Here is a 21,530-nt window from a genome sequence, read left to right as displayed (position 1 = left end):
TCAGTGTGAAGCAATATTTAGATTTGTGCAAACATGTTCTTGAAAATGGCACGAAGAAAGAAGATCGAACAGGTACAGGCACGATGAGCACGTTCGGTTATCAAATGCGTTTTGATCTAAAGGAAGGTTTCCCTCTTCTTACGACTAAAAAACTGCATGTGAAATCCATTATCCATGAACTCCTTTGGTTTTTAAAAGGGGATACGAACGTTGAATATCTTCAAGAACACGGAGTCCGAATTTGGAATGAATGGGCCGATGAAAACGGAGAGTTAGGTCCTGTATATGGTCATCAATGGAGATCGTGGTCAGGAGCGAATGGTGAAACGATTGACCAAATTACGAATCTGATTGATACGATTAAAAACAATCCAGATTCCAGAAGAATGATCGTAAGTGCGTGGAATGTTGCGGATGTAGATCATATGGCTTTGCCTCCTTGCCACTGCTTATTCCAGTTCTATGTAGCCGATGGCAAATTATCCTGTCAGCTATACCAACGTTCCGCTGATGTTTTCCTCGGCGTTCCTTTTAATATAGCTTCATACGCTCTATTAACAATGATGGTAGCCCAGGTATGTGATCTGGAAGCTGGAGAGTTCGTTCATACTTTCGGTGATGTACATATCTATCAGAATCACCTTGATCAAGTGAACTTACAGCTTTCCAGAGAACCTAGATCATTACCATCATTATCTATTAATCCAGAAGTGAAGGATATTTTTGGATTTAAGTTTGAAGATTTCACCCTTGAAGAATATGATCCACATCCACATATTAAAGGAGCCGTGAGTGTATGATCTCTTTTATTTGGGCAATGGATCAGAATCAACTAATTGGGAAAGACAATGGATTGCCATGGAGGCTTCCTGAAGATCTGAAATACTTCAAGAAAACGACAAATGGACATGGAATCGTCATGGGAAGAAAAACGTTTGATTCCATCGGTATGCCGTTACCAAAAAGGGAGAATGTCATTCTTACAAGAAATACAAGCTTTCAACCGGAAGGCTGTCTCGTCCTGCATTCTGTAGAGGATATCCTGGAATGGGCAGAAGGAAGGGACTCTGAAACCTTTATTATGGGCGGAAGAGAAGTGTACAAGCAGTTCATCCCTCATGTAGATAAGTTGTATGTAACAGAGATTCATCATGAATTTGAAGGCGACACGACCATGCCTTCCATCCCATGGGAGAATTTCACTTGTGTCTCATCTGTTAAAGGATTGAAGGATGAGAAAAATCCTTACGACTATGAATTTAAGGTATATGTACGTAAATAGATGAGAAGATAATAAAAGGGTACTGCCGGGATATCCCGGCAGTACCCTTTTATTGAAAAACATAACCATACTTAAACGTAAAACAAGATACAGAAATACATAAAGCTGCTTCCTGCCAATACGAAAAGATGCCAGATCGCGTGATTGTAAGGCAGTTTGTTCCACACGTAGAAAATGGCTCCGATGGAATACATGATTCCGCCTGCCAGCAACAGTCCGAATCCGGCACCGGTAAGACTGGCATATAATGGTTTTATGGCAATGATGACAAGCCAGCCCATCACAAGGTAAAAGAAGGTGGAAACGACCTGGAAACGTTGAACAAAGTAGCATTTAAATACAATTCCTACAATGGCGAGTCCCCAGACAATCCCAAACAATGTCCATCCCAATGCACCTCTCACACTGATTAGCATAAATGGAGTATAGGTTCCGGCGATCAGGATATAAATAGCCGAATGATCTAAAATGGCAAATAGATTCTTTACTTTTGAAGGCTTAAAGCTGTGTAACAAGGTTGAAAATAAGTATAGAAGAATCATTGAGGAACCGAAGATAGAGAAGCTCACAATATGCCAGGCGGATCCTTCATGTACGGCGAATATGATTAACATCACTAAAGCGGGTATGCTCAAAATTAATCCGATTCCGTGGGTAATGGCGTTTGCAACTTCTTCTTTCCAATTGGAAAAATCGAAATCATATGTCAAAGAAGTCTCATCCTTTCTATAATGCCCTCATTGAACGCTCAATGAGTCAACAATGTATATATTTATGATAATCCTCTTATCGTCATTGTGCAATCATTAACATAGTAAAGGATTAAAGTGCGCCTTTTGGATTAGAAATTCTTCTCATTATGATGTATATTCCTAAGTAAAGAAACGAATGAGGTGACAGTGGTGTGCGGTAGGTTTTCCTTAACGACTCCTTTAGAAGAATTAGTAAGACAATACTTAATTGATGAATTCCTTGAAGAATGGCAGCCTCGATACAATATTGCCCCATCACAAAAAGTTCTTTCCCTTATATCACATAAGGGCAAGCGCAGAGCGGGAGAGATAACGTGGGGGCTCGTTCCTCATTGGGCAGAACGGAAGAAGTGGAAACCGTTGATCAATGCCCGCAGTGAAACCTTATTGGAGAAACCCAGCTTCAAATCCCTTGTCCATTCGAAAAGAATGGTGATATTTGCAGATGGTTTCTATGAATGGAAGAAGGAGAACACACAAAAGGTTCCTGTGAGATTTCAATTAAAAGAGGATGAGCCATTTGTATTTGCCGGGTTATGGGATCGTAATGGGGAGGGGGCAACCTCTACGATTCTTACAACAGAAGCTAACTCACTTGTAAAACCGGTTCATGAACGAATGCCTGTTATACTCACGAATCGTGAGGCCATTGAAAAATGGCTGAATACGGACGATTATTCATTTGAGGAAGCGTCCTCGGTTTTAAAACCGCTTCAGAAAGACGGAATGAAAGGGTACCAGGTATCCAATTTCGTTAATTCACCCAAACACGATTCGGTTGAATGCATACTGCCTGTTTCTTAAGAGATCTTTAGAAAAAATATTAGTATTTTTGCATGATTAGACATTTTATGCGCCGTGAAATGGGGTATAATAAGAGTATAAACGGGTGAAAAAGAGGATTGATACTTTGCTGACAAAAACCATTGAGTTCAAATCAACGGATGGACGGAAGGTCAAAATCTTGGAAGTTCCTGTCATGAAGGAAGATAGCCCACTTTATCTAAGGGTAAATCTTAGGCTGAATCAATTTATTTCAAAGATTGTCAATCAGAATCGGCATAAGACCATCTTCAGCTTTAGAGAATATTTAAAGAGAACGACGAAATGGTCAGAGTATGAAGAAATTTATCAATCAGAAGAGTTAAAGAATAATGCATAATTCTAAAAGGGGCAGGTCCTTTAGCGTGAAGGTTACGTTGGGCCTCTCCTTTTTATTTGGGAATTATAACATCTAGATAGATTGCAACGTGAAGAAATCCCTGCTATCTATTTAAATCCGTAGCATTTAACGATATAATACTATTGATATGGGAGATAGGATGTGGCAAAAATGACCAAAATAAATATTGTAACAGACTCGACGGTGGATTTATCCGATGAGGTCGTAAAAGAACTTGATATTCATGTAGTTCCTCTATCCATTTCAATCGATGGAGAAACGTACTTAGATAGAGTTGATCTTTCGCCTCTAAGCTTTCTTGAGAAAATGAAAGCTTCAAAGGAATTACCCAAAAGTTCGCAGCCACCAGCAGGAACATTCGTTGAACTTTATGATGAACTAGGAAAAGATGGTTCGAAAGTTTTGTCCATACATATGACAGGTGGAATGAGTGGAACTGTCCGCTCAGCGGAATCGGCTGCTGAAATGTCTTCATCAGATGTTACAGTTGTGGATTCACGTTTCATTTCCAAAGGACTGGCTTTCCAGGTAATTGAAGCTGCAAAGCTTGCAAAAGAAGGTAAATCCCTTGAAGAAATCCTTGGAGCCATAGAAGAAATTCGTCAAAATACAAATTTATTTGTTGTTGTTGATACACTTGAAAACCTGGCAAAAGGCGGAAGAATCGGAAAGGGACGGGCAATGATTGGTTCCTTGCTTAACATTAAACCTATCGCTTCTTTAGAAGGTGGCGAGTATACTCCCGTAGCCAAGGTCCGTAGCCATACACAAGTGGTCAAATACTTAACAACACATTTCTTGGAAGACGTTAAAGGCAAAACGATACGGGGTGTAGGACTTGTTCATGCAGATGGACTGGAGCTGGCTCAAAATCTTAAGGCTAAGATCATTGAAAAAACAGGTTACGACCAAATCGATATCGTTCCGACAACACCAATCATCAGTACGCACACTGGAATTGGTGCAATAGGATTTATGTATTACACGGATTGATTTATTACGATAAGACGAAAGGGGATTTTTCCTTTCGTCTTTTTTTATATAAAAAAAAAGACAGCAGAAGATTCTCCTGTCTGTATTCATCATGAGGGCATCGGCGTCGGAGTAGGCTTAGCGTACCCTTCTTTATATTGTTCATCAATAAAGTTCCTAATTTGTTTGATGGACTCACCATTCTTGTATTTCACAATGGACTCTGCCGCAATTTCCAAACATACCTGACATCTTGTACCGTGATCATCCCAAACCACTTTTTCACCTTTTATTTCGTAAACAAAGCAATTCAGGTTGCTCTCATGTCCAGCTGAATCACCGCAACCGCAATAACAAGGGATATATTGTAACAGCTCAGGATTTTTAGCAGCCGAAGAATAAATAAGCTTCATATTGTCATCTTTATCGTTAAGGAAAGAGGGAAGTGTATCAACAGAAGCGGTTTCTTCACGGATATCTCCATTAGCGGCTGTATGATCATGGTGAGCTTCCTCTTCCTGATTACTTGAACAACCGGTGATAATGCCTAATAAACCTATAACAAGTGTGAAATATAATAAGAGATTTTTCTTCATACGTTCACCTTTCCTATTAGTTTGTACATGTATTGTACCATTTTTAAAAAGCAGGTACGTACCATTTCTTGAAGATTTTATGTATCTTCTTGCGTCCTCATAACCAAATCAATCATATCATAGAAATATAATAGGTAAGAAAGCTCAGTCTACTCTTCAAGGTATTGGTCAAATGGCATGACGATTCTTCCTATGCAGTAAATAAATGAAAGGAAGTGTCCGAATTTGTATGATAAGAAGAAGGTATTGGTGATTTCAGACTTTGGAATCGATGATATTGTCGCTGTATTGTATGCTTACTATAGTGATACGATTGAAATAGTAGGAATTGTTTCTGACTATGGAAATGTCTCTAAAGAGAGTGCGTTGAATAACGTCAAATACCTTCAAGGCCTCACCGGGATAACCGATATCCCTGTCATCGGGGGAGCGGTCTCTGCTTTAACCGGTGCACAACCTCAATTCTATCCCGAGGTTCATGGGATATCCGGGTTAGGACCCATCATCCCTGAACAAATAGAACTTGATAGCTATGAAATCAGTGAGAATTTCTATGAAATCAATGCACTAATTGATAAGTATGCAGGAGAATTAATTATATTCTCTGCCGGACGTTTAACTTCCTTAGCAACAGCCTTTGTCCTATATCCAGAAACAATGAAAAAAGTGAAAGAATTCTATGTAATGGGAGGGGCATTTCACGTACCAGGAAATGTAACCCCGACTGCAGAAGCGAATTTTTTTGGAGATCCTTATGCAGCGAATATCCTGATTCAACTCGCACCCAAAAAAATCCACCTCATTCCTTTAGATGTAACGATGTATGCACTCATAACACCTTCCATGATTGATTCCCTTCATGAATATTATTTAAAATCAAATGACAAAGTCGGGCAGATCATTAAGCCGATGGTGGATTATTATTATGACTTCTACAAGAAGACTTACCCTGATATATCCGGGAGTCCCCTGCACGATCTATTGGTTATATGGGCTCTTGCCGATGGGGAAAAAATGATATTTGAAGAGGTACCTATCCGGGTTGCCGTCAATACGGGATGTACTTTTGGTCAGAGCATAGGAGATTTTAGACAATCAAAGGAAAAAGCACCATGGCGGGTTCATAAAATCGCGAAGCAGTTCAACTATGGACAGTTTATAACAGAAGTATTCGCTACATTCAAATCAGGTTCCAGCCGTCAGTTCATTAAAGAAGACAAATGAGTCACATGAATTTACATGTTGATAATGTTTTGTTTACAAAGGTTTCATGACTAAACAAGCGTGATATAATAATATTAAAGTGCAAGCGAGGTGACGTATATGAAAAAATTAACGATTCTCATGCTTGCTTTTGTTTTTTTCCTGTCAGGCTGTTCGTTAGAAGATGCTGCTAAGCATATTACAAGAGAAGTATCCATGTGGGATAAAGATAATCCGAACGAAACCTTCATACCGCAAAATTTAAAAGTTGTTTCCGTGGGAGATTCACTAACTCAAGGTGTAGGAGACAGTACGAAAAAAGGTGGATATGTACCTTACTTAGAGGAACATCTGGAATCATTAGATGGAGTAAAAGACGCCCAATTTCATAACTACGGGGTAAGAGGGAACCGTACCGACCAATTATTAAAAAGATTGAAAAAGGAAGATGTGAAAGAATCGATTGAACAATCCGATTTAGTCATGATCACGATTGGCGGAAACGATGTTATGAAAATTTTCCGTGAAAATTTATCACACTTGAAGTTAGATGTGTTTCAAGAAGAGAAACGACAATACCAATTGCGGTTACAAGAGATTATCGAGACGATCAGGAGCTATAACCCAAATGCAGGAATCGTTCTTACAGGGTTATATAATCCATTTAATACATGGTTTTCTGATATAGAAGAAGTCAACCAGGTGATTCATGATTGGAATGATGCCAGCCAGGAGGTTCTTTCAGATTATGATAAAACCTTATTCGTTAAGATAGAGGACTTATTTATTGATGCAGGTGATACTTTGTTATATGAAGACTACTTTCATCCAAATGATGAAGGATATAAAATGATAGCAGATCGTATGTTTATAAACCTGACAAACGGGAAAACATTAGCAACATTGACAGATAGAACAGATTCTGTAGAGGAAGAGGAGCAGCCGTCATGAAGAACAAATGGAAGGTTGGTTTTTTTGTTCTTTTAGGTGTGATATTAATAGGATTAGCCATCATTTTTTCAATGATCTTTATGCCGATAAAAGACGATACATTGCCTAAGAACAACGAAAATCCCAACCAGGAAGTAGGATTTAACGTTAATACTAATAAGAAAGATCTTAATCTCATTATTGAGCATTATATTGAAAAAGAAGGAATGAAGGGACCTGTTGATTATAATGTTCAATTAAAAGATGATGTGGAATTAAAAGGGTCTGTACCCGTTTTCACTTCAAACATTGATTTTAAATTGGATTTCGAACCAAAAGCATTAGAAAATGGAGATATTTTATTGAAACAGAAATCAATCTCTGTAGGATCACTGAATCTGCCGGTTTCCTATGTAATGAAAGTGATGAGAGATTCATATAACTTTCCAGACTGGGTGAAAATTCAACCCAATGATGAATTAATATACGTTTCATTACAGGAAATGGAACTGAAAAGTGATATAAAAGTAAGAGCAAATGAATTTAATCTGAAGGATGATACTATTTCTTTCCGATTATTAGTCCCTGTGGACCGTGCTCAATAAAGGAAGGTGGCCTCCTATTGGAAGCCACCTTTTTCTTACGAGACAATCAGTGATTGAACCCGAAAGATGGATATTATTACCCTTTTAATAGTATGGCCTCAAGCTGCGGTGTTCCGTTGGCTAATCCAACAGCTACTATAGTGTATGCTTGATTAGGGTTTAATTTTACATTTGGGATACTCAGGACGCTGTTTTTGCTTCCTGCCACCCTTGCCTCAAGATTGACCGTCATTGGAGTTAATCCAAGGTATTCAGTAGCTTGTTTGAAGGAGACATTTGGAAAAACAACATCTCCGCCTTTTACTGCAATATCAACTGCAGGTGCGTCTGGCGAAAGATGAATGAATTTGACCTTTGTTTCCCCATTTGGAACCGTTGGATCATCAATAAATGGCAACAGTTGCAGTTTATTAAGGGTACCTACAGCTGCAAGTGTATAAATCTTACCTGGATCAATTTTCACTTTTTTACTTATTACAGTCGTCACACTTGTACCGGCTGGATAAACATCAATATGATATTTACCAGCCGGTAATGTTAAATAGTCACTTACATCTTTAAAGGCCACATCTCGTAAAACGCGTTTTGCATTTACATACACATCTACATTAGGTGCATCAGGTACTGCATGTAATACGCGAACATACGAAGGCTGGGTGGATGTAGTCATATCAGCGCGCTGTGCTTGCAAAGCCAGCCTCATGTATTTTAAATGTTTTTGATAGTAATGAATATGCATGGATGGATCTGAGTATTTATAATAATCGGATAATAAGTCATACATCGCTGCTTTATTCAAATAATCGTGTTGGCTCATCCGTTATCTCTCCTTTTTCTTTATTAACACAATAGATTATGCGGAAGAGAAAAAAATGGTGAAAGAACCTATTTTTTGAATAAATCAGAAATATTTCTTGCGTTATAGAAGAAAATAATGGATAATTAAATTAATAATTGAGAAAGTGGGTGATGACATATGAACTTATTATTGATTTGTTATACAAGTAAACTAAATACGCTTCAAAATGGTTCTGCGCGTCAACTCACTTTTAACGGGATAATCTGATTTTTTTCATTCTTTCAATCTTGAAAAAATCCGTTGGCGTGCAGAACTGCGCATCGGATTTTTTTAATTTTGGGAGGAACTGAATTGAATAATAGAGAAGAAGTATTTGAAATGATGAAACACTTTGAGGAAGAAGGATATATGTTAGGAAGAGTTGTGACCGAGCAGAAGGGTGCCTTCATGGTTATGACCAAAACAGGAGATCTATTAAGTAAAATATCCGGGAAGCTCAGGTTCCAAACGGTTAAACGTGAAGATCTTCCAGCAGTAGGTGATTGGGTTCTCCTGAGCGAAGAAGGAGCAATCATTGAAAAGGTCCTGACGAGAACAAGTAAATTTTCAAGAAAAAAAGCAGGAGAAGAAGCGGAAGAGCAAATCATTGCCACGAATATAGATACCGTTTTCATTCTTTCTTCGTTAAATGATGATTTAAACAGTAAACGGGTGGAGAGATATTTACTTCTATGTTGGGAAAGCGGGGCAAATCCCGTTGTCGTTCTTACCAAATCTGATACATGTGAGGATATTGAAGAGAAAAAGAGAGAAGTTGAAAGCAAATTGCTGGGGGTTAAAGTATTAGCCATAAGTTCTGTAAATCATGAGGGAATTGAGGAACTGCAGCCCTATCTGGAAAAGGGGAAAACGGTCGCCCTTGTCGGTTCTTCAGGAGTGGGTAAGTCCACCCTAACCAACCTCTTAGTAGGAGACGACGTCCAGAAGACGAAACAAATTAGGGAATCCGATGATAAGGGGCGCCATACGACAACACATAGAGAGTTATTCTTATTGGGCAATGGTTCTTCCATCATTGATACGCCAGGCATGAGAGAAATCCAACTTTGGCAGGGGCAAGAAGGATTATCCACGCAATATAACGAGATCGAGGAGTTGGCACTGCAATGCCGATTCACCGATTGCCGTCATGTGGATGAACCTGGTTGCAAGATTAGAGAAGCGATTGCCGAGGATTCCCTTTCCGAGGAACGATTTGAACATTATCAGAAATTGCAAAGGGAAATCGCCTACATGGAGAGAAAAGGGAATAAGCGATTGGAATCTTTGGAACGTAAGAAGTGGAAGAATATCGGTAAACAAAGAAAACTTAAATAATGGATTAAGGATTGACCCCGGGGTCAATCCTTTTTTTTATTTCTAAAGTTCTTTTTAATAAAATGTTGTTTTTTAGGTAGATGTTGTGAAATCAACCACCTCCCTCCCTCCTGATTAAATTCCAACAACGTCTAAGGAAACAGCTATGTTTGTATTTCTTAAGCAATTGAACAAGCTTTAAATTTTACCTTTATAACTTAAATGCGTTAAAATCTCATACAAAGGGAATAGTGAAAGAGAATGAAGTGGAAAGGATGATGAGCATGTCAGAAGCTTCGAAATATCAGAAAGCTACATTTGCTGGTGGTTGTTTTTGGTGTATGGTAAAACCGTTCGATGAACAGCCCGGAATCGGTAGTGTCATATCAGGTTATACGGGAGGAACCGTTCCGAATCCAACCTATAAAGAAGTATGCTCTGAAACGACAGGTCACTATGAGGCCGTTCAAATTGAATACGATGCTTCCCTGTTTCCTTACGAGAAACTATTAGAAGTGTATTGGCAACAAATCGACCCAACCGATCCCGGTGGGCAATTCTTTGACCGTGGACATTCGTATAAAACGGTGATTTTCTACCATAACGAAGAGCAAAAGAGGATGGCAGAGAAATCTAAAAAGGAGCTTGCAGAATCAGGTAAGTTTCAAAAGCCGATTGCAACACAGATTTTACCTGCGGATAAATTTTATCCTGCAGAGGAGTATCATCAGGATTATTACAAAAAGAACCCTGCCCATTATAATCGATACAGCAGAGGATCTGGAAGAGTAGCGTTTATTGAAAATCATTGGGGGGAAAAGAATGAGTAAAGAAGATTTAACGAAAAAGTTAACTCCTGAACAATATGATGTCACGCAAAACAACGGGACAGAGCCACCATTTAGAAATGAGTATTGGAATACGTTCGAAGATGGAATCTATGTAGATATCGTATCAGGTAAACCGCTCTTTAGCTCTAAAGACAAGTATGATGCCGGTTGTGGCTGGCCAAGTTTCACGAAGCCAATTGATGAAGAGGAAATTTCAGAAAAAGAAGATCGAAGTCATTTTATGGTGAGAACGGAAGTGAGAAGTACGGAAGCAGACTCTCACCTGGGTCATGTATTTAATGATGGACCTGGACCAACGAAGCTCCGGTACTGCATCAATTCAGCAGCTTTACGATTCGTCCCGGTAGAAAAGCTCGAAGAAGAAGGATATGGGAAGTACAAAAAAATATTTTAAAATAATGAATTGTTGTGAAACCCTTCACATATGTGCTAAAATAGACTTCTCATGTTTACAATGAGCTACATATGTGTATATAAAATATAATTAGGAAGGTGAATGATTATGTTAAAGAAGCTTTTTGGAAAAAAAGAAGAAGCGCCTAAAACCGTTAATGCAGTTGCACCTTTAACGGGTACATTAAAATCACTTGAAGATGTTCCAGACCCGGTTTTTTCTCAGAAGATGATGGGAGATGGAATTGCAATCGACCCGACAGAAGGTAAAGTCGTTTCACCTGTAGACGGCGAAATCATGCAGCTTTTCCCAACAAAGCACGCAGTGGGTATCAAAGCGAAAAACGGTGCTGAAATTCTTATCCACATCGGTCTTGAAACAGTATCAATGAACGGTGAAGGCTTTGAAGCACATGTTTCAGAAGGGTCAAAAGTGAGTATGGGAGATCCATTAATTACGTTTGACTTAAATCTAGTGAAAGAAAAAGCAAAAAGTACCATCACGCCAATCATCTTAACAAACGGCGATGACATGGATGAGCTCGTAAAAAAAGAGTTAACTTCTGTGATAGCAGGACAAGATGAGGTATTAGAGATTTCATCTAAATAATGAAGCATGAAGAGACCGGCATGTTTGCCGGTCTCTTTTTTGAGGAATGGACATCCGGACCTGATAACGTTCTTATCTAATCAGCTTAACAGCTATTTCTCCTTCTTCGTCGTCATTCCACCCGACAAGATAAACTTCATCGCTTCTTCAGATTTAATATCAAGTATTTCAATATCAGTTTTAGGAATCAAAAAAGTGACTCCGGCTACTTGGAAGGTTTGGGGTACGTATACTGCAACGTGATCTTGCAGGTCATTATGCAGGTCTGCAAGGTTCTCTGTTGTGATAAAGCCCATGCATTTCATCGTTGTGCCAGGCATTTTGATGAGTGCCACTTTGGAAAAGGATTTCTTTTCTCCTAAGAAGGAGTGGATGGTATCCTTTATTACCGAGTAAATCGTTTTGACAAAGGGGATCTTGTGTAATAGAACGTCTACTATTCGAATGATCGTACCTGTGAAAAACTTGGTTGATAGCCAGCCAAGAACGGTCAAGAGAATGATGGTGGCGAAAAGTCCGATACCAGGAATATAATTTTCATCGAGGTATGGTTTTAATACATTGCCTAATAAACCGTCTAGAAATAGAAACATTTTATATACAACATAGGCGACCAGGCCAATTGGGACTATTGTAAGAACACCATTAATAAACGACTTTAAAAACCATTTCATGCTGTCACTTCTCCAATCTTCGGTTAAAACCTACCCCTATTATATAGAAAGGTTATAGTGCAGAAAAGGTGTGTCCCTAAATAAAATAGGCGAATACACAAACCTTTTCTAGGTAGATGACATACAGTGTATTGTAAATAAATATTTCATGAGGAGTGATAGGTATGAACTATGGTTATGGTTGTGATCCATGTTATCAAGGTGGATATGCTTATCCAGTTGCCGGTTACAATAATTTTGCGTTGATAGTTGTGTTATTCATCCTGTTAATTATTATTGGAGCCGTTTGTTTCTGCGGGAAGTGATTCATGGTTTAGAAGTGAATCACGAAAATAAAAGGGAGCTGTCACTTCGACAGCTCCCTTTTAGTCTTAAATTTTAAAACTTGAAATGAGTTCTTTTAATTTTTCCGCTTGTTGGGAAAGCTCTGAGGCGCTAGCTGTTACTTGTTCCATCGCAGCTGATCCTTCCTCAGATGCAGCAGCAGTGGTTTCTGTGTTAGAAGCAGTCGCTTCAGCAATTTCATTGACCAGGGCAAATGAAGTAGCGACTTCCTGACTGAGATTAAGGGTTTCCTGGATATGACCAACCATTTCTTCCACGACAACCGTTGTTTTAGTAGTTTGGCTTAGAATATCTTCAAGGGAGGCGTTTGTTTCATTTGTCATTTCAACCCCTGCGATTACCTCTTTCACTCCATCAGAGTTCTGTTTCATGATGACATTCACTTCTTCTTGAATACTGTGTACGATTTCGGTTACACCTTTCGCCGCTTGTCGGGATTGTTCCGCGAGTTTTCTGACTTCATCCGCCACCACGGCAAAGCCTCTTCCATGTTCCCCGGCGCGTGCTGCTTCAATAGCTGCATTCAATGCAAGTAGATTGGTTTGTTCTGCAATGTCAGTAATGGTTCCGATAATGGTCGTAATTTGTGAAGAACGCTGTCCTAACGCTTCTACGGTTTCACTTGTATTGGACATGGTTTCTTCAATACTCAGCATTTTTGATGAAGAAGCTTGAACGGTTTTTCCGCCCCTTTCAGCAACTGCTCTCATATCACGAGCGGTTTCTTTTACCATCTCTGCTTGATTGAATAAGAAACGGGCGGCTTCTTCCAAGCTATTCATTTTGTCTAATGAAGTAGACATTCGACTTGTTGTCTGATCGCTTCCAGCCGCAATTTCGGTAGATGTTTCTGCAATGGAAGTTATCGTGCGTGACGTTTCTTCGGCTGAAGCAAGAAGCTCCTGACTGCTGGCTGAGACGTTTTCCGCCATTTCAGAAACCTGTTTCACAAGGATCGCGATTCCTGCAATGAGTTGATTCGTATCAGATGCGAGGTCTGCCAGCTCATCTTTGGATTTTACATGAATTCGTTTTGTTAAATCTCCACCTGCGTTCGCAATTTCTAAAATAGAACGACTGATCTTCTTTGTGTTCATTTTAATTGTATGAGATAAGATGACTCCGAAGAAAATAGCTAATATAACCGCGAATGCTGATAAGCCAATGGTCACGATCTTGGATAGGTAAACTTGTTGATTTAGAGATTCAATACGATTGTTCAGATCTTTTTGTTGGTCGACTACGATCATATCTACATATGAACGGATTCCATCCAGGTATTTCTTACCAGTACCCGATTCAACAAGGGTAGCTGCTTCCTCGAGCCCTTTATCCTTTCTTGTCTCGATTACCCGATCAACAAATTGCATCCAAAATCCATATTGAGCTTCGATCTTATCCAATTTATCAAGCTGTTTCTGATCATCCTGTAATAGAGTAGTCAACTCTTCAAAATGACTCTCTACCTCACCTTTACCATTTTGATAGGGTGCTAGAAATCCTGTTGCCCCTGTAATGACAAAACCTTGTTCCCCAATTTCAATTTCATTTAATACCTTTGATAGATCTTTTACTTTTGTATCAACCTGCATATCGTATGTAATTAACGTGTTGATTTCTTTTTCCAGCTTCAGCATATTGAAGTAAGAGGTAGAGGCAAGGACTAAAAGGACAATTGTCAATAACCCGAATGACAGAACCACTTTTCCCCTGATTGTCCGAAAATAAGAGAAGACCCCTTTGCTTCTACTAGAACCTTCTTTCTTAATTCTCTTTCTTTTTGTATGTTTTTCTTTTGTCTTCTTCACCATTTCCCCTCCTGAAGATAAGTAAAAAGTAGCATCTAAGGATGAACTTACCATTATTTTATACATATAGACCTAATTTATCTAGTCACTCCATAAACTTTTTGTCGAATTTTTGAGAATTTTAGTATATTTCAACCAATAAAATATGGCTAAAAGAAAAAAAGCTATCACTTTTTACCAAGCCTTTGACGTTTAACAAAAATTCATCTGTATTATTCTTTTTTCTTAAAGGAAAGAAAGATTCCGCTTTTCATACATATGAATAATGGTAGGGAAATCTTTATGTGCAACCAGATGAGCGAATCGAAAGAGAGTACGAATCTGATTCTTTCAGGAGGGGGATTATGCCTCATTCGCATTTAATAAAACCACTGATTGGTGAACACTATCCGACAATTGATTATGGAAAAGGTGTCTATTTGTATGATACCGATGGACGGGAGTATATGGATGCTTGTTCTGGAGCGGTTACTGCAAATGTAGGACATGGCATGGAAGAAATTCTTCAATCTATTGTGAATCAAGGAAATAAAGTAGCATTTGTGTATCGTTCTCAATTCAGTAATCAGCCAGCTGAGGATTTAGCGACATTCCTTCATGAGAAGACAGGTTATCCATGGAGTTTCTTCGTGAATAGTGGTTCTGAGGCTGTGGAGACGGCCATCAAGATTGCTATTCAGCATTGGCAGGAACAGGGGAAACCGATGAAAAGAAAAATTTTATCCAGATGGCTGAGTTACCATGGTATCACTTTCGGTGCTTTATCTGCTTCAGGTCACCCAACCAGAAGAGAACGATTTGACTCCTACTTAGGAGACTGGCCAACAATTGAGCCTCCTTATTGTGCTCACTGTCCTTTTGGAAAAACACATCCATCATGTGATCTTGCGTGTGCTTCTCAATTAGAAACGATGATTAGCAGAATAGGAGCCGACAATATTGCTGCATTTATGGCGGAACCGATCATCGGTGCCGCAGGTGGGGCGATCACTCCCCCAAAAGGTTATTATGAACGGATCAAAGCAATCTGTGAGAGACATGATATTTTGTTTATTTCAGATGAAGTGATGACCGGATGTGGTCGGACTGGGACTTTTTTAGCTTTAGAGCAGTGGAAAGTGAAAGCCGATATTGTAGCGATAGGTAAAGGGTTAAGCGCCGGATATGCCCCTATCGCTGCGACCCTCATTTCCGACAACATAATGGAGCCGATATTGAATGGGTCGAAAGTTATTATGAGCGGTCATACATTCAGTGGGAATCCAATGTCTGCAACAGCAGCACTTGCTGTTCTGAAACTGATTGATTCAGAAAAGATGATTGAAGGTGTCGATCATAAAGGAACATACTTGAAAAATCTAATAGAAAAATTAAAAACTGAATTTTCCTTTGTGCAAGATGTGCGAGGAAAAGGACTCATGTTGGGAATAGAGCTGAGTTCCCTTGGAGCACCTTTTACTTCTTATATTGTTCAAGCGGGGGTTGAATGTGGGATTTTGTTATATCCCGCAGCGGCGGGGATAGATGGAAGGAAGGGCTCCGCCATTATGGTTGCTCCCCCATTAAACAGTTCAAAAAGGGAACTTGAGGAAATGGTTAAAAGACTCAGAAGAACCTTTCAACTAGTAGAAGAGAATTGGAAGGAGATCTAAATATGCCCGGTCTTCACAATAAAAGAAGCAGTTATGAAAATATAAAACAATTTTTTTATGATGGAATGACTTTGATGTTCGGAGGATTCGGAGGGGTGGGATCCCCTCCTACTATAAGTAAGCATTTATTGGATTGGGGAACTCAGGAAATCACGATTATAGGAAATGATACAGGTTTTCCCCATATCGGTATTGGACAATTAGTAGCCCAAAACAGAGTAAAGAAAGTGATTGCTTCCCATATCGGATCTAACCCGATTGCTGGTCGTTTAATGAGTGAAGGGAAGCTTGAGGTGGAATTCTCTCCTCAGGGAATATTGGCAGAGAGAATTCGGGCAGGGGGAGTCGGGTTGAAAGGAATCGTAACCGAAATCGGCGTGGATGATCCATATTTAAATAAAGGAAAACCCATACTGGAGATAGATGGAAACCGCTTCTTATATGAAACCGCCCTCGTTGCTGAAGTTGGGGTTGTGTATGCCAAAAAAGCCGACACATTTGGCAATCTTATTTATGATAAAAGTGCCAGAAATACGAATCCACTTGTGGCTATGGCCGCGGATATTACGATTGTGGAGGCAGAAGAAATTGTGAATGTGGGTGAATTAGATCCTGAGGAAATTGTCACGTCGGGTGTTTTTGTAGATCATATTGTTTTGTCTAAAGGAGTCGACTGGAAATGGGCATGGGAAACGAATTGAAGGATAGGTTAGCCAAACGTGCGGCTTTAGAAGTGAAAGAGCATATGATTGTTAATTTGGGAATCGGAATACCCTCCCTTGTTCCGAATCATCTTACCCCGGGGTTTCCTGTTGTATTTCAATCGGAAAACGGAATTATTGGAATGGGGCCTGCACCGGGGGAAGGGAAAGAGGATGAAAACTTGTGTAATGCAGGAGGATTCCCTGTCTCATTAATGAAGGGAGGCTGTTATACAGATAGCTCCATCGCATTTGCCATGATTCGCCGGGGCAAGATTGACCTTACGATCCTAGGCTCGCTGCAAGTCAGTGAGAAGGGAGATCTTGCAAACTGGATTATCCCCGGCAAAAAGGTACCGGGAATGGGGGGCGCAACCGAACTTGCGTCAAAAGCAAATAAAGTCATTGTACTCATGACCCATTTAGATAAAAATGGTGAGAGCAAACTCGTGCGGGAATGTACGCTCCCATTGACGGCCAGGTCTTGTGTCTCCATGATTATTACGGACCGGTCTGTCTTCACAATTGAGAATGATCAATTGATATTGTGTGAAATATTCAGTCCCTACACACTTCAAGATATTAAGGAGACAACAGATGCCCGTTTCACATTAAGCTCTTGCTTAAAATATTTACGTTAAAAGGAGGGCCCCATTTGGAAACTCATCGTCTCATCAGGGAAATAATAGAAGAAAAAAAGAAAAGGACCACCAGGCTTCTGCAAAGATTAGTCCAAGAGGATAGTGTAAGAGGAAATGAATCAAAAGCGCAGGCAATCGTAATAGAGAAGTGCCGTAAACTTGGTTTAGAGTTGGATATTTGGGAGGTGAACGAAAACGATGTAAAGGATCATCCCTTTTACCGGTGCGATCGAAAGGAATTCAAAGGAAACCCGAACGTGGTCGGGGTACTGAAAGGCCAGGGTGGTGGAAAGAGTCTTCTGCTAAATGGACACATTGATGTTGTACCAGAAGGTGACAGGAAGGATTGGACATATGATCCATATGGTGGTTTGATCAAAGACGGAAAGCTTTATGGACGCGGGGCAACGGATATGAAGGGAGGAACTGTCGCTTTACTACTCGCTATTGAGGTTGTGAAGGAGTTAAAAATTCCCCTCAAAGGTGATATTATCTTTCAGAGTGTGATTGAAGAGGAAAGTGGTGGAACTGGTACCCTCGCTGCATTGGTAAGAGGGTACAAAGCAGATGGTGCAATTATTCCCGAACCTACCAATATGAAGATTTTTCCTAAGCAGCAAGGTTCCATGTGGTTTCGTCTTAGAGTAAAAGGGAAATCTGCCCATGGAGGAACCAGATACGAAGGGGTAAGCGCCATAGATAAAGCATACACAGTGATTAACTCTCTTCAGCAACTGGAAGAATCTCGAAATCAGAAGGTGGATGATCCTTTATATAGCAATATTCCTATTCCGTTACCGATTAACATCGGTAAAATAGAAAGTGGGAAATGGCCATCTTCCGTACCTGATTTGGCTGTAATTGAAGGAAGGGTGGGGGTTGGTCCGTGGGAAACCCTGCAAGAAGTAGAAAAGGAGGTTGAAGCTGTAATCTCAAGCCTGAAAGAGGTTGATTCATGGTTTGATCATCATCCAGTGGAGATTGAATGGTTTGGTGGCAGGTGGCAGCCGGGCGATCTTTCTCGTGATCATGAAATCGTGGAGAAACTTTGTTATCATGCCAAAGAAGTATTGGGAATCACTCCAATCATTGAAGCTTCTCCTTGGGGAACGGATGGAGGAATCCTTTCTCAGGGAGGGAATATACCGGTTGTCGTATTTGGTCCTGGTACAACCGAGGTGGCTCATGACGCAGACGAATACATTGAATTGGATAGAATCTACCAAACTGCTGAAATTCTTACCTTATTTATTATAGATTGGTGCAATAAACAGTCATAATTTTCTTTTTTAAGGGGTATAGGATAACAAATAGAAACCTTTCGGGGGCCTCAATGTAATCCCTTAAACTTCATAACCTCCACAGAAGGAACAACTCACTTGATTAAAGACAGAGGTTGTTCCTTTTTTGTGTTGGTTTGTTTCATAACTTATCCTTTCATTTCATATGTTGGTTAAAAAGGGGCTTATAAGAATGCAAACATACGAATTTATAAAACAACCGAAGCTGGAAGCTGCCATTTACAAGGATGGCTACAACAGGCGACTGCGGGTGGATGAGTTTAGAGGGAATCCAGGATTGTTATGGGAGTATGTTAAGAGAGAAACTGAGTCCAACCTTTATGAAAAGGTGATTGTGAAAGCAAGATGGAATCAATCTCTCTTTTTTTTGGAAAAAGGCTTCATCTTGGAGGGGGGGGTAAACGCTTACTTCAATGGTGATAAGGCTTTATTTATGAGTAAGTTTTTAACGAATGAAAGAAGAAACAGTTCGTACTGGAGCAAAGAAGACGACATTCTCCAATCGGTTCAACAGCTTGATAGGCAAGCGCTTGTAAGTTCTGAAACGATTTCTGTCGCCACTGAGGAGAATGCAGTGCAATTAGCCGATCTGTATCAGGAAGTATTTAAGCTTTATCCTGTACCATTGCACAATCCCGACTATGTGAAAGAGTCAATGAAAAGTGGGACAATCTTTGTTTATATCGAGGAGAAAGGAAGAATCATCAGTGCTGCTTCTGCTGATGTGTCTTTATCCTGCAAGAATGCCGAATTGACGGATTGTGCTACACGCACTTCCTATCGAAAGGGAGGATATATGAAACATCTGATACGAAAGTTAGAAGGTGAATTACTGGATAGGGACATTTTCTGCGCCTATACGATTGCAAGAGCACTTTCATTTGGTATGAATGCAGTATTCCATCAGCTTGGGTATCGATATGGGGGAAGACTGGCGAATAATTGCATCATCTTCGACAAAATGGAAGATATGAACCTATGGGAAAAAGATCTAAGTGAAATGTAAATGGATAAAAACCAATTGTGGTTTTAATTCATAGGCTAATGTATAGCTCTGTTCCTGGTGGAAAGATACTTTTGGAAAGTTGGTGGAGTAGATGAAAATGAATCTCTATAAACCAAAGAGGGATTGGAAGGATATTGAGCTTTGGAAAGACGTGACAGATGAACAATGGAATAATTGGTTATGGCAGCTGACCAACACTATCAGAACCCTTGATGACTTGAAGAAAGTGGTGAACCTGACGCCTGAGGAAGAGGAAGGTGTAAAGATTTCGACTAAAACAATCCCTCTTAATATTACACCTTATTATGCATGGTTAATGAATGAAGATGACCCTCGCTGCCCTATTCGGATGCAATCCGTTCCGATTGGTCAGGAAATCCACAAAACGAAGTATGACCTGGAGGATCCTTTACATGAGGATGAAGATTCCCCTGTTCCCGGATTGACGCACAGGTACCCGGACAGGGTGTTATTTCTCGTGACTAATCAGTGCTCGATGTACTGCCGTTACTGCACGAGAAGAAGGTTTTCAGGACAAATTGGAATGGGTGTACCAAAGAAGCAGCTTGATGCAGCCATTGAATATATTCGAGAGACTCCGAGTGTAAGAGACGTACTGTTATCGGGAGGCGATGGTCTACTGATTAATGATCAGATTCTTGAATACGTCTTAAAGAATTTAAGGGAGATTCCACATGTCGAGATCATCCGGATTGGAACGAGGGCGCCCGTAGTGTTTCCACAGCGGATTACTGAAAACCTTTGTAATATCTTAAAGAAATATCATCCAGTGTGGTTAAATACCCACTTTAATACATCAATCGAAATTACGGAAGAGTCCAAGAAAGCGTGTGAGATGCTCGTAAATGCAGGGGTTCCTGTAGGGAATCAAGCGGTTATTCTCGCTGGTATAAACGACAGTGTTCCAATCATGAAGAAGCTCATGCACGATCTTGTTAAGATTCGCGTACGTCCGTACTATATTTATCAATGTGATTTATCAGAAGGAATCGGCCACTTCCGCGCACCGGTTTCCAAGGGATTGGAGATTATTGAAGGTTTACGGGGACATACTTCCGGCTATGCCGTACCGACCTTCGTGCTGGATGCTCCTGGTGGTGGAGGGAAGATTTCCCTGCAACCTAATTACCTTATTTCTCAAAGTGCTTCGAAAGTGGTTGTACGTAATTTCGAAGGAGTCATCTCCACCTATCCGGAACCGGAAGAATACGTAGCAGGCAGAGCAGATGACTACTTTAAAGAAGTGTATCACGATGAAGAGATTAAAGAACCTTCGATTGGAATTGCCGGCTTGATGAATCAAACCCATTCTTCTCTCACCCCGAGTGGGCTTAAGCGTTTGGAACGTAGAAAGGAATACCAGGAAAACCCCGATCACAATTCCCTTAAGGACTTTAGAGGAAAGAGAGACCAGCTTAAGGAAAAGAAGCACAAAGCTATGCTAACGAAAATGAATCAGGATAAAAATGATGATAAGGAAGAAACCATCAATGGATAAAAAGAATACAAAAGTATGTGAATGGTGTGAAGAGAAGACGGCTCATGAGGATCAATCCAGCGTGTATTGGGAGCTTCCAGATGGCACAAGAGCGATTCAAATCGCAAATGTTCCGAGCGTGAGCTGCAGCCATTGTGGAATGGAGTACCAGGATGAAGGGGTCATCAATGAAATAGAAGACCAGCTTATGCTGGTCGACACGAAATTAATCGATAAAGTGATCGCTTATACTGATTTAATGCAACTTCCCCGATTACTAAAGAAAAATTACTTTCGATTTTAATGGGGATAAAGCTATAGAGCCTTAATATGTCACAACAAAGCAAACACTTTACGAATCCATCTACTTCG

Annotated in this window: 25 protein-coding genes; 20 read left to right on the top strand and 5 right to left on the bottom strand. The window is 40.0% G+C overall.

Features of this window, described 5'->3' with window-relative positions:
• The first annotated feature begins 5 nt into the window (after positions 1–5).
• Positions 6–800, top strand: a complete 795-nt coding sequence (locus tag AAEM60_RS13655; protein WP_299737788.1) for a thymidylate synthase — start codon at positions 6–8, stop codon at positions 798–800.
• Positions 797–1,282 (top strand): dihydrofolate reductase, encoded by a 486-nt coding sequence (locus AAEM60_RS13650; protein ID WP_299737786.1) that lies wholly within the window; start codon positions 797–799, stop codon positions 1,280–1,282. The genes AAEM60_RS13655 and AAEM60_RS13650 overlap by 4 nt, the downstream gene beginning before the upstream one ends.
• A gap of 71 nt (positions 1,283–1,353) precedes the next feature.
• Here AAEM60_RS13650 and AAEM60_RS13645 read toward each other — a convergent pair whose 3' ends face one another.
• Complete coding sequence (locus AAEM60_RS13645; protein ID WP_299737784.1) at positions 1,354–1,992, bottom strand: hemolysin III family protein; 639 nt, start codon at positions 1,990–1,992, stop codon at positions 1,354–1,356.
• Between the two features lie 192 nt (positions 1,993–2,184).
• Here AAEM60_RS13645 and AAEM60_RS13640 point away from each other — a divergent pair, with 192 nt between their 5' ends.
• The 3 genes from AAEM60_RS13640 (at position 2,185) to AAEM60_RS13630 (ending at position 4,210) form a co-directional block, all read left to right on the top strand.
• Positions 2,185–2,838 carry an SOS response-associated peptidase gene (locus AAEM60_RS13640; protein ID WP_299737782.1) on the top strand — a complete coding sequence of 218 codons (654 nt, stop codon included), beginning with the start codon at positions 2,185–2,187 and terminating at the stop codon, positions 2,836–2,838.
• Between the two features lie 85 nt (positions 2,839–2,923).
• On the top strand, positions 2,924–3,196 hold the full coding sequence (locus tag AAEM60_RS13635; protein ID WP_299737780.1) for a DUF2535 family protein: 273 nt from the start codon (positions 2,924–2,926) through the stop codon (positions 3,194–3,196).
• A 171-nt stretch (positions 3,197–3,367) separates the two neighbouring features.
• The gene (locus AAEM60_RS13630; RefSeq protein ID WP_299737778.1) at positions 3,368–4,210 is read left to right on the top strand and encodes a DegV family protein; all 843 of its coding nucleotides are present in this window, start codon (positions 3,368–3,370) and stop codon (positions 4,208–4,210) included.
• Positions 4,211–4,299: 89 nt separating this feature from the next.
• Here the strand turns inward: AAEM60_RS13630 and AAEM60_RS13625 are convergent, their stop codons facing one another.
• Positions 4,300–4,785, bottom strand: a complete 486-nt coding sequence (locus AAEM60_RS13625) for a PCYCGC motif-containing (lipo)protein (protein ID WP_299737776.1) — start codon at positions 4,783–4,785, stop codon at positions 4,300–4,302.
• 225 nt (positions 4,786–5,010) lie between these two features.
• Here AAEM60_RS13625 and AAEM60_RS13620 point away from each other — a divergent pair, with 225 nt between their 5' ends.
• The 3 genes from AAEM60_RS13620 (at position 5,011) to AAEM60_RS13610 (ending at position 7,523) form a co-directional block, all read left to right on the top strand.
• Positions 5,011–6,009, top strand: coding sequence for a nucleoside hydrolase (locus AAEM60_RS13620; RefSeq protein ID WP_341356511.1), 999 nt, complete (start codon positions 5,011–5,013; stop codon positions 6,007–6,009).
• A gap of 99 nt (positions 6,010–6,108) precedes the next feature.
• A complete protein-coding gene (locus AAEM60_RS13615; protein WP_299737772.1) occupies positions 6,109–6,939 on the top strand; it encodes an SGNH/GDSL hydrolase family protein in 831 nt (276 codons plus the stop codon).
• Positions 6,936–7,523 carry a YpmS family protein gene (locus AAEM60_RS13610; protein WP_341356510.1) on the top strand — a complete coding sequence of 196 codons (588 nt, stop codon included), beginning with the start codon at positions 6,936–6,938 and terminating at the stop codon, positions 7,521–7,523. Before AAEM60_RS13615 ends, AAEM60_RS13610 begins: the two co-directional genes overlap by 4 nt.
• A 76-nt stretch (positions 7,524–7,599) precedes the next feature.
• Here the strand turns inward: AAEM60_RS13610 and AAEM60_RS13605 are convergent, their stop codons facing one another.
• Entirely contained in the window at positions 7,600–8,340 is a 741-nt protein-coding gene (locus AAEM60_RS13605; RefSeq protein ID WP_299737768.1) for a DUF4397 domain-containing protein, read from the bottom strand.
• A 333-nt stretch (positions 8,341–8,673) separates the two neighbouring features.
• On the opposite strand from AAEM60_RS13605, the gene rsgA reads away from it, so the two are divergent.
• The 4 genes from rsgA to AAEM60_RS13585 all read left to right on the top strand — a co-directional run bounded on the left by rsgA (position 8,674) and on the right by AAEM60_RS13585 (position 11,532).
• Positions 8,674–9,699 (top strand): ribosome small subunit-dependent GTPase A, encoded by a 1,026-nt coding sequence (gene rsgA, locus AAEM60_RS13600; RefSeq protein ID WP_299737766.1) that lies wholly within the window; start codon positions 8,674–8,676, stop codon positions 9,697–9,699.
• A gap of 263 nt (positions 9,700–9,962) precedes the next feature.
• On the top strand, positions 9,963–10,508 hold the full coding sequence (gene msrA, locus AAEM60_RS13595) for a peptide-methionine (S)-S-oxide reductase MsrA (protein ID WP_299737764.1): 546 nt from the start codon (positions 9,963–9,965) through the stop codon (positions 10,506–10,508).
• Positions 10,501–10,923 (top strand): peptide-methionine (R)-S-oxide reductase MsrB, encoded by a 423-nt coding sequence (gene msrB, locus AAEM60_RS13590; RefSeq protein WP_299737762.1) that lies wholly within the window; start codon positions 10,501–10,503, stop codon positions 10,921–10,923. The genes msrA and msrB overlap by 8 nt, the downstream gene beginning before the upstream one ends.
• A 108-nt stretch (positions 10,924–11,031) precedes the next feature.
• Entirely contained in the window at positions 11,032–11,532 is a 501-nt protein-coding gene (locus AAEM60_RS13585) for a PTS glucose transporter subunit IIA (RefSeq protein ID WP_299737760.1), read from the top strand.
• A 92-nt stretch (positions 11,533–11,624) separates the two neighbouring features.
• Here the strand turns inward: AAEM60_RS13585 and AAEM60_RS13580 are convergent, their stop codons facing one another.
• Complete coding sequence (locus AAEM60_RS13580) at positions 11,625–12,206, bottom strand: DUF502 domain-containing protein (protein WP_299737759.1); 582 nt, start codon at positions 12,204–12,206, stop codon at positions 11,625–11,627.
• A gap of 164 nt (positions 12,207–12,370) precedes the next feature.
• On the opposite strand from AAEM60_RS13580, the gene AAEM60_RS13575 reads away from it, so the two are divergent.
• Entirely contained in the window at positions 12,371–12,511 is a 141-nt protein-coding gene (locus AAEM60_RS13575; RefSeq protein ID WP_082051089.1) for a YjcZ family sporulation protein, read from the top strand.
• 66 nt (positions 12,512–12,577) lie between these two features.
• Here the strand turns inward: AAEM60_RS13575 and AAEM60_RS13570 are convergent, their stop codons facing one another.
• Positions 12,578–14,362 (bottom strand): methyl-accepting chemotaxis protein, encoded by a 1,785-nt coding sequence (locus AAEM60_RS13570; protein ID WP_299737754.1) that lies wholly within the window; start codon positions 14,360–14,362, stop codon positions 12,578–12,580.
• A 341-nt stretch (positions 14,363–14,703) separates the two neighbouring features.
• Here AAEM60_RS13570 and AAEM60_RS13565 point away from each other — a divergent pair, with 341 nt between their 5' ends.
• From AAEM60_RS13565 to AAEM60_RS13535, 7 genes are all read left to right on the top strand, one after another.
• Positions 14,704–16,011 carry an aspartate aminotransferase family protein gene (locus tag AAEM60_RS13565; protein ID WP_341356509.1) on the top strand — a complete coding sequence of 436 codons (1,308 nt, stop codon included), beginning with the start codon at positions 14,704–14,706 and terminating at the stop codon, positions 16,009–16,011.
• A 2-nt stretch (positions 16,012–16,013) separates the two neighbouring features.
• On the top strand, positions 16,014–16,712 hold the full coding sequence (locus tag AAEM60_RS13560; protein WP_299737750.1) for a CoA transferase subunit A: 699 nt from the start codon (positions 16,014–16,016) through the stop codon (positions 16,710–16,712).
• Positions 16,691–17,353, top strand: a complete 663-nt coding sequence (locus AAEM60_RS13555; protein ID WP_299737747.1) for a 3-oxoacid CoA-transferase subunit B — start codon at positions 16,691–16,693, stop codon at positions 17,351–17,353. The genes AAEM60_RS13560 and AAEM60_RS13555 overlap by 22 nt, the downstream gene beginning before the upstream one ends.
• Positions 17,354–17,367: 14 nt before the next feature.
• Positions 17,368–18,633, top strand: coding sequence for a peptidase (locus AAEM60_RS13550; RefSeq protein WP_341356508.1), 1,266 nt, complete (start codon positions 17,368–17,370; stop codon positions 18,631–18,633).
• Positions 18,634–18,826: 193 nt separating this feature from the next.
• Positions 18,827–19,660, top strand: a complete 834-nt coding sequence (ablB, locus tag AAEM60_RS13545; protein ID WP_341356507.1) for a putative beta-lysine N-acetyltransferase — start codon at positions 18,827–18,829, stop codon at positions 19,658–19,660.
• A gap of 91 nt (positions 19,661–19,751) precedes the next feature.
• The gene (gene ablA, locus AAEM60_RS13540) at positions 19,752–21,179 is read left to right on the top strand and encodes a lysine 2,3-aminomutase (RefSeq protein ID WP_341356506.1); all 1,428 of its coding nucleotides are present in this window, start codon (positions 19,752–19,754) and stop codon (positions 21,177–21,179) included.
• Complete coding sequence (locus AAEM60_RS13535) at positions 21,172–21,462, top strand: YokU family protein (protein ID WP_299737739.1); 291 nt, start codon at positions 21,172–21,174, stop codon at positions 21,460–21,462. The genes ablA and AAEM60_RS13535 overlap by 8 nt, the downstream gene beginning before the upstream one ends.
• The last annotated feature ends 68 nt before the right edge of the window (positions 21,463–21,530 follow it).

It is taken from the genome of Rossellomorea sp. y25, from assembly GCF_038049935.1.
Taxonomy (GTDB): Bacteria; Bacillota; Bacilli; order Bacillales; family Bacillaceae_B; genus Rossellomorea.
The sequence above is the reverse complement of the archived record's forward strand: the minus strand, read 5'-3'. Positions and strand labels throughout refer to the sequence as shown.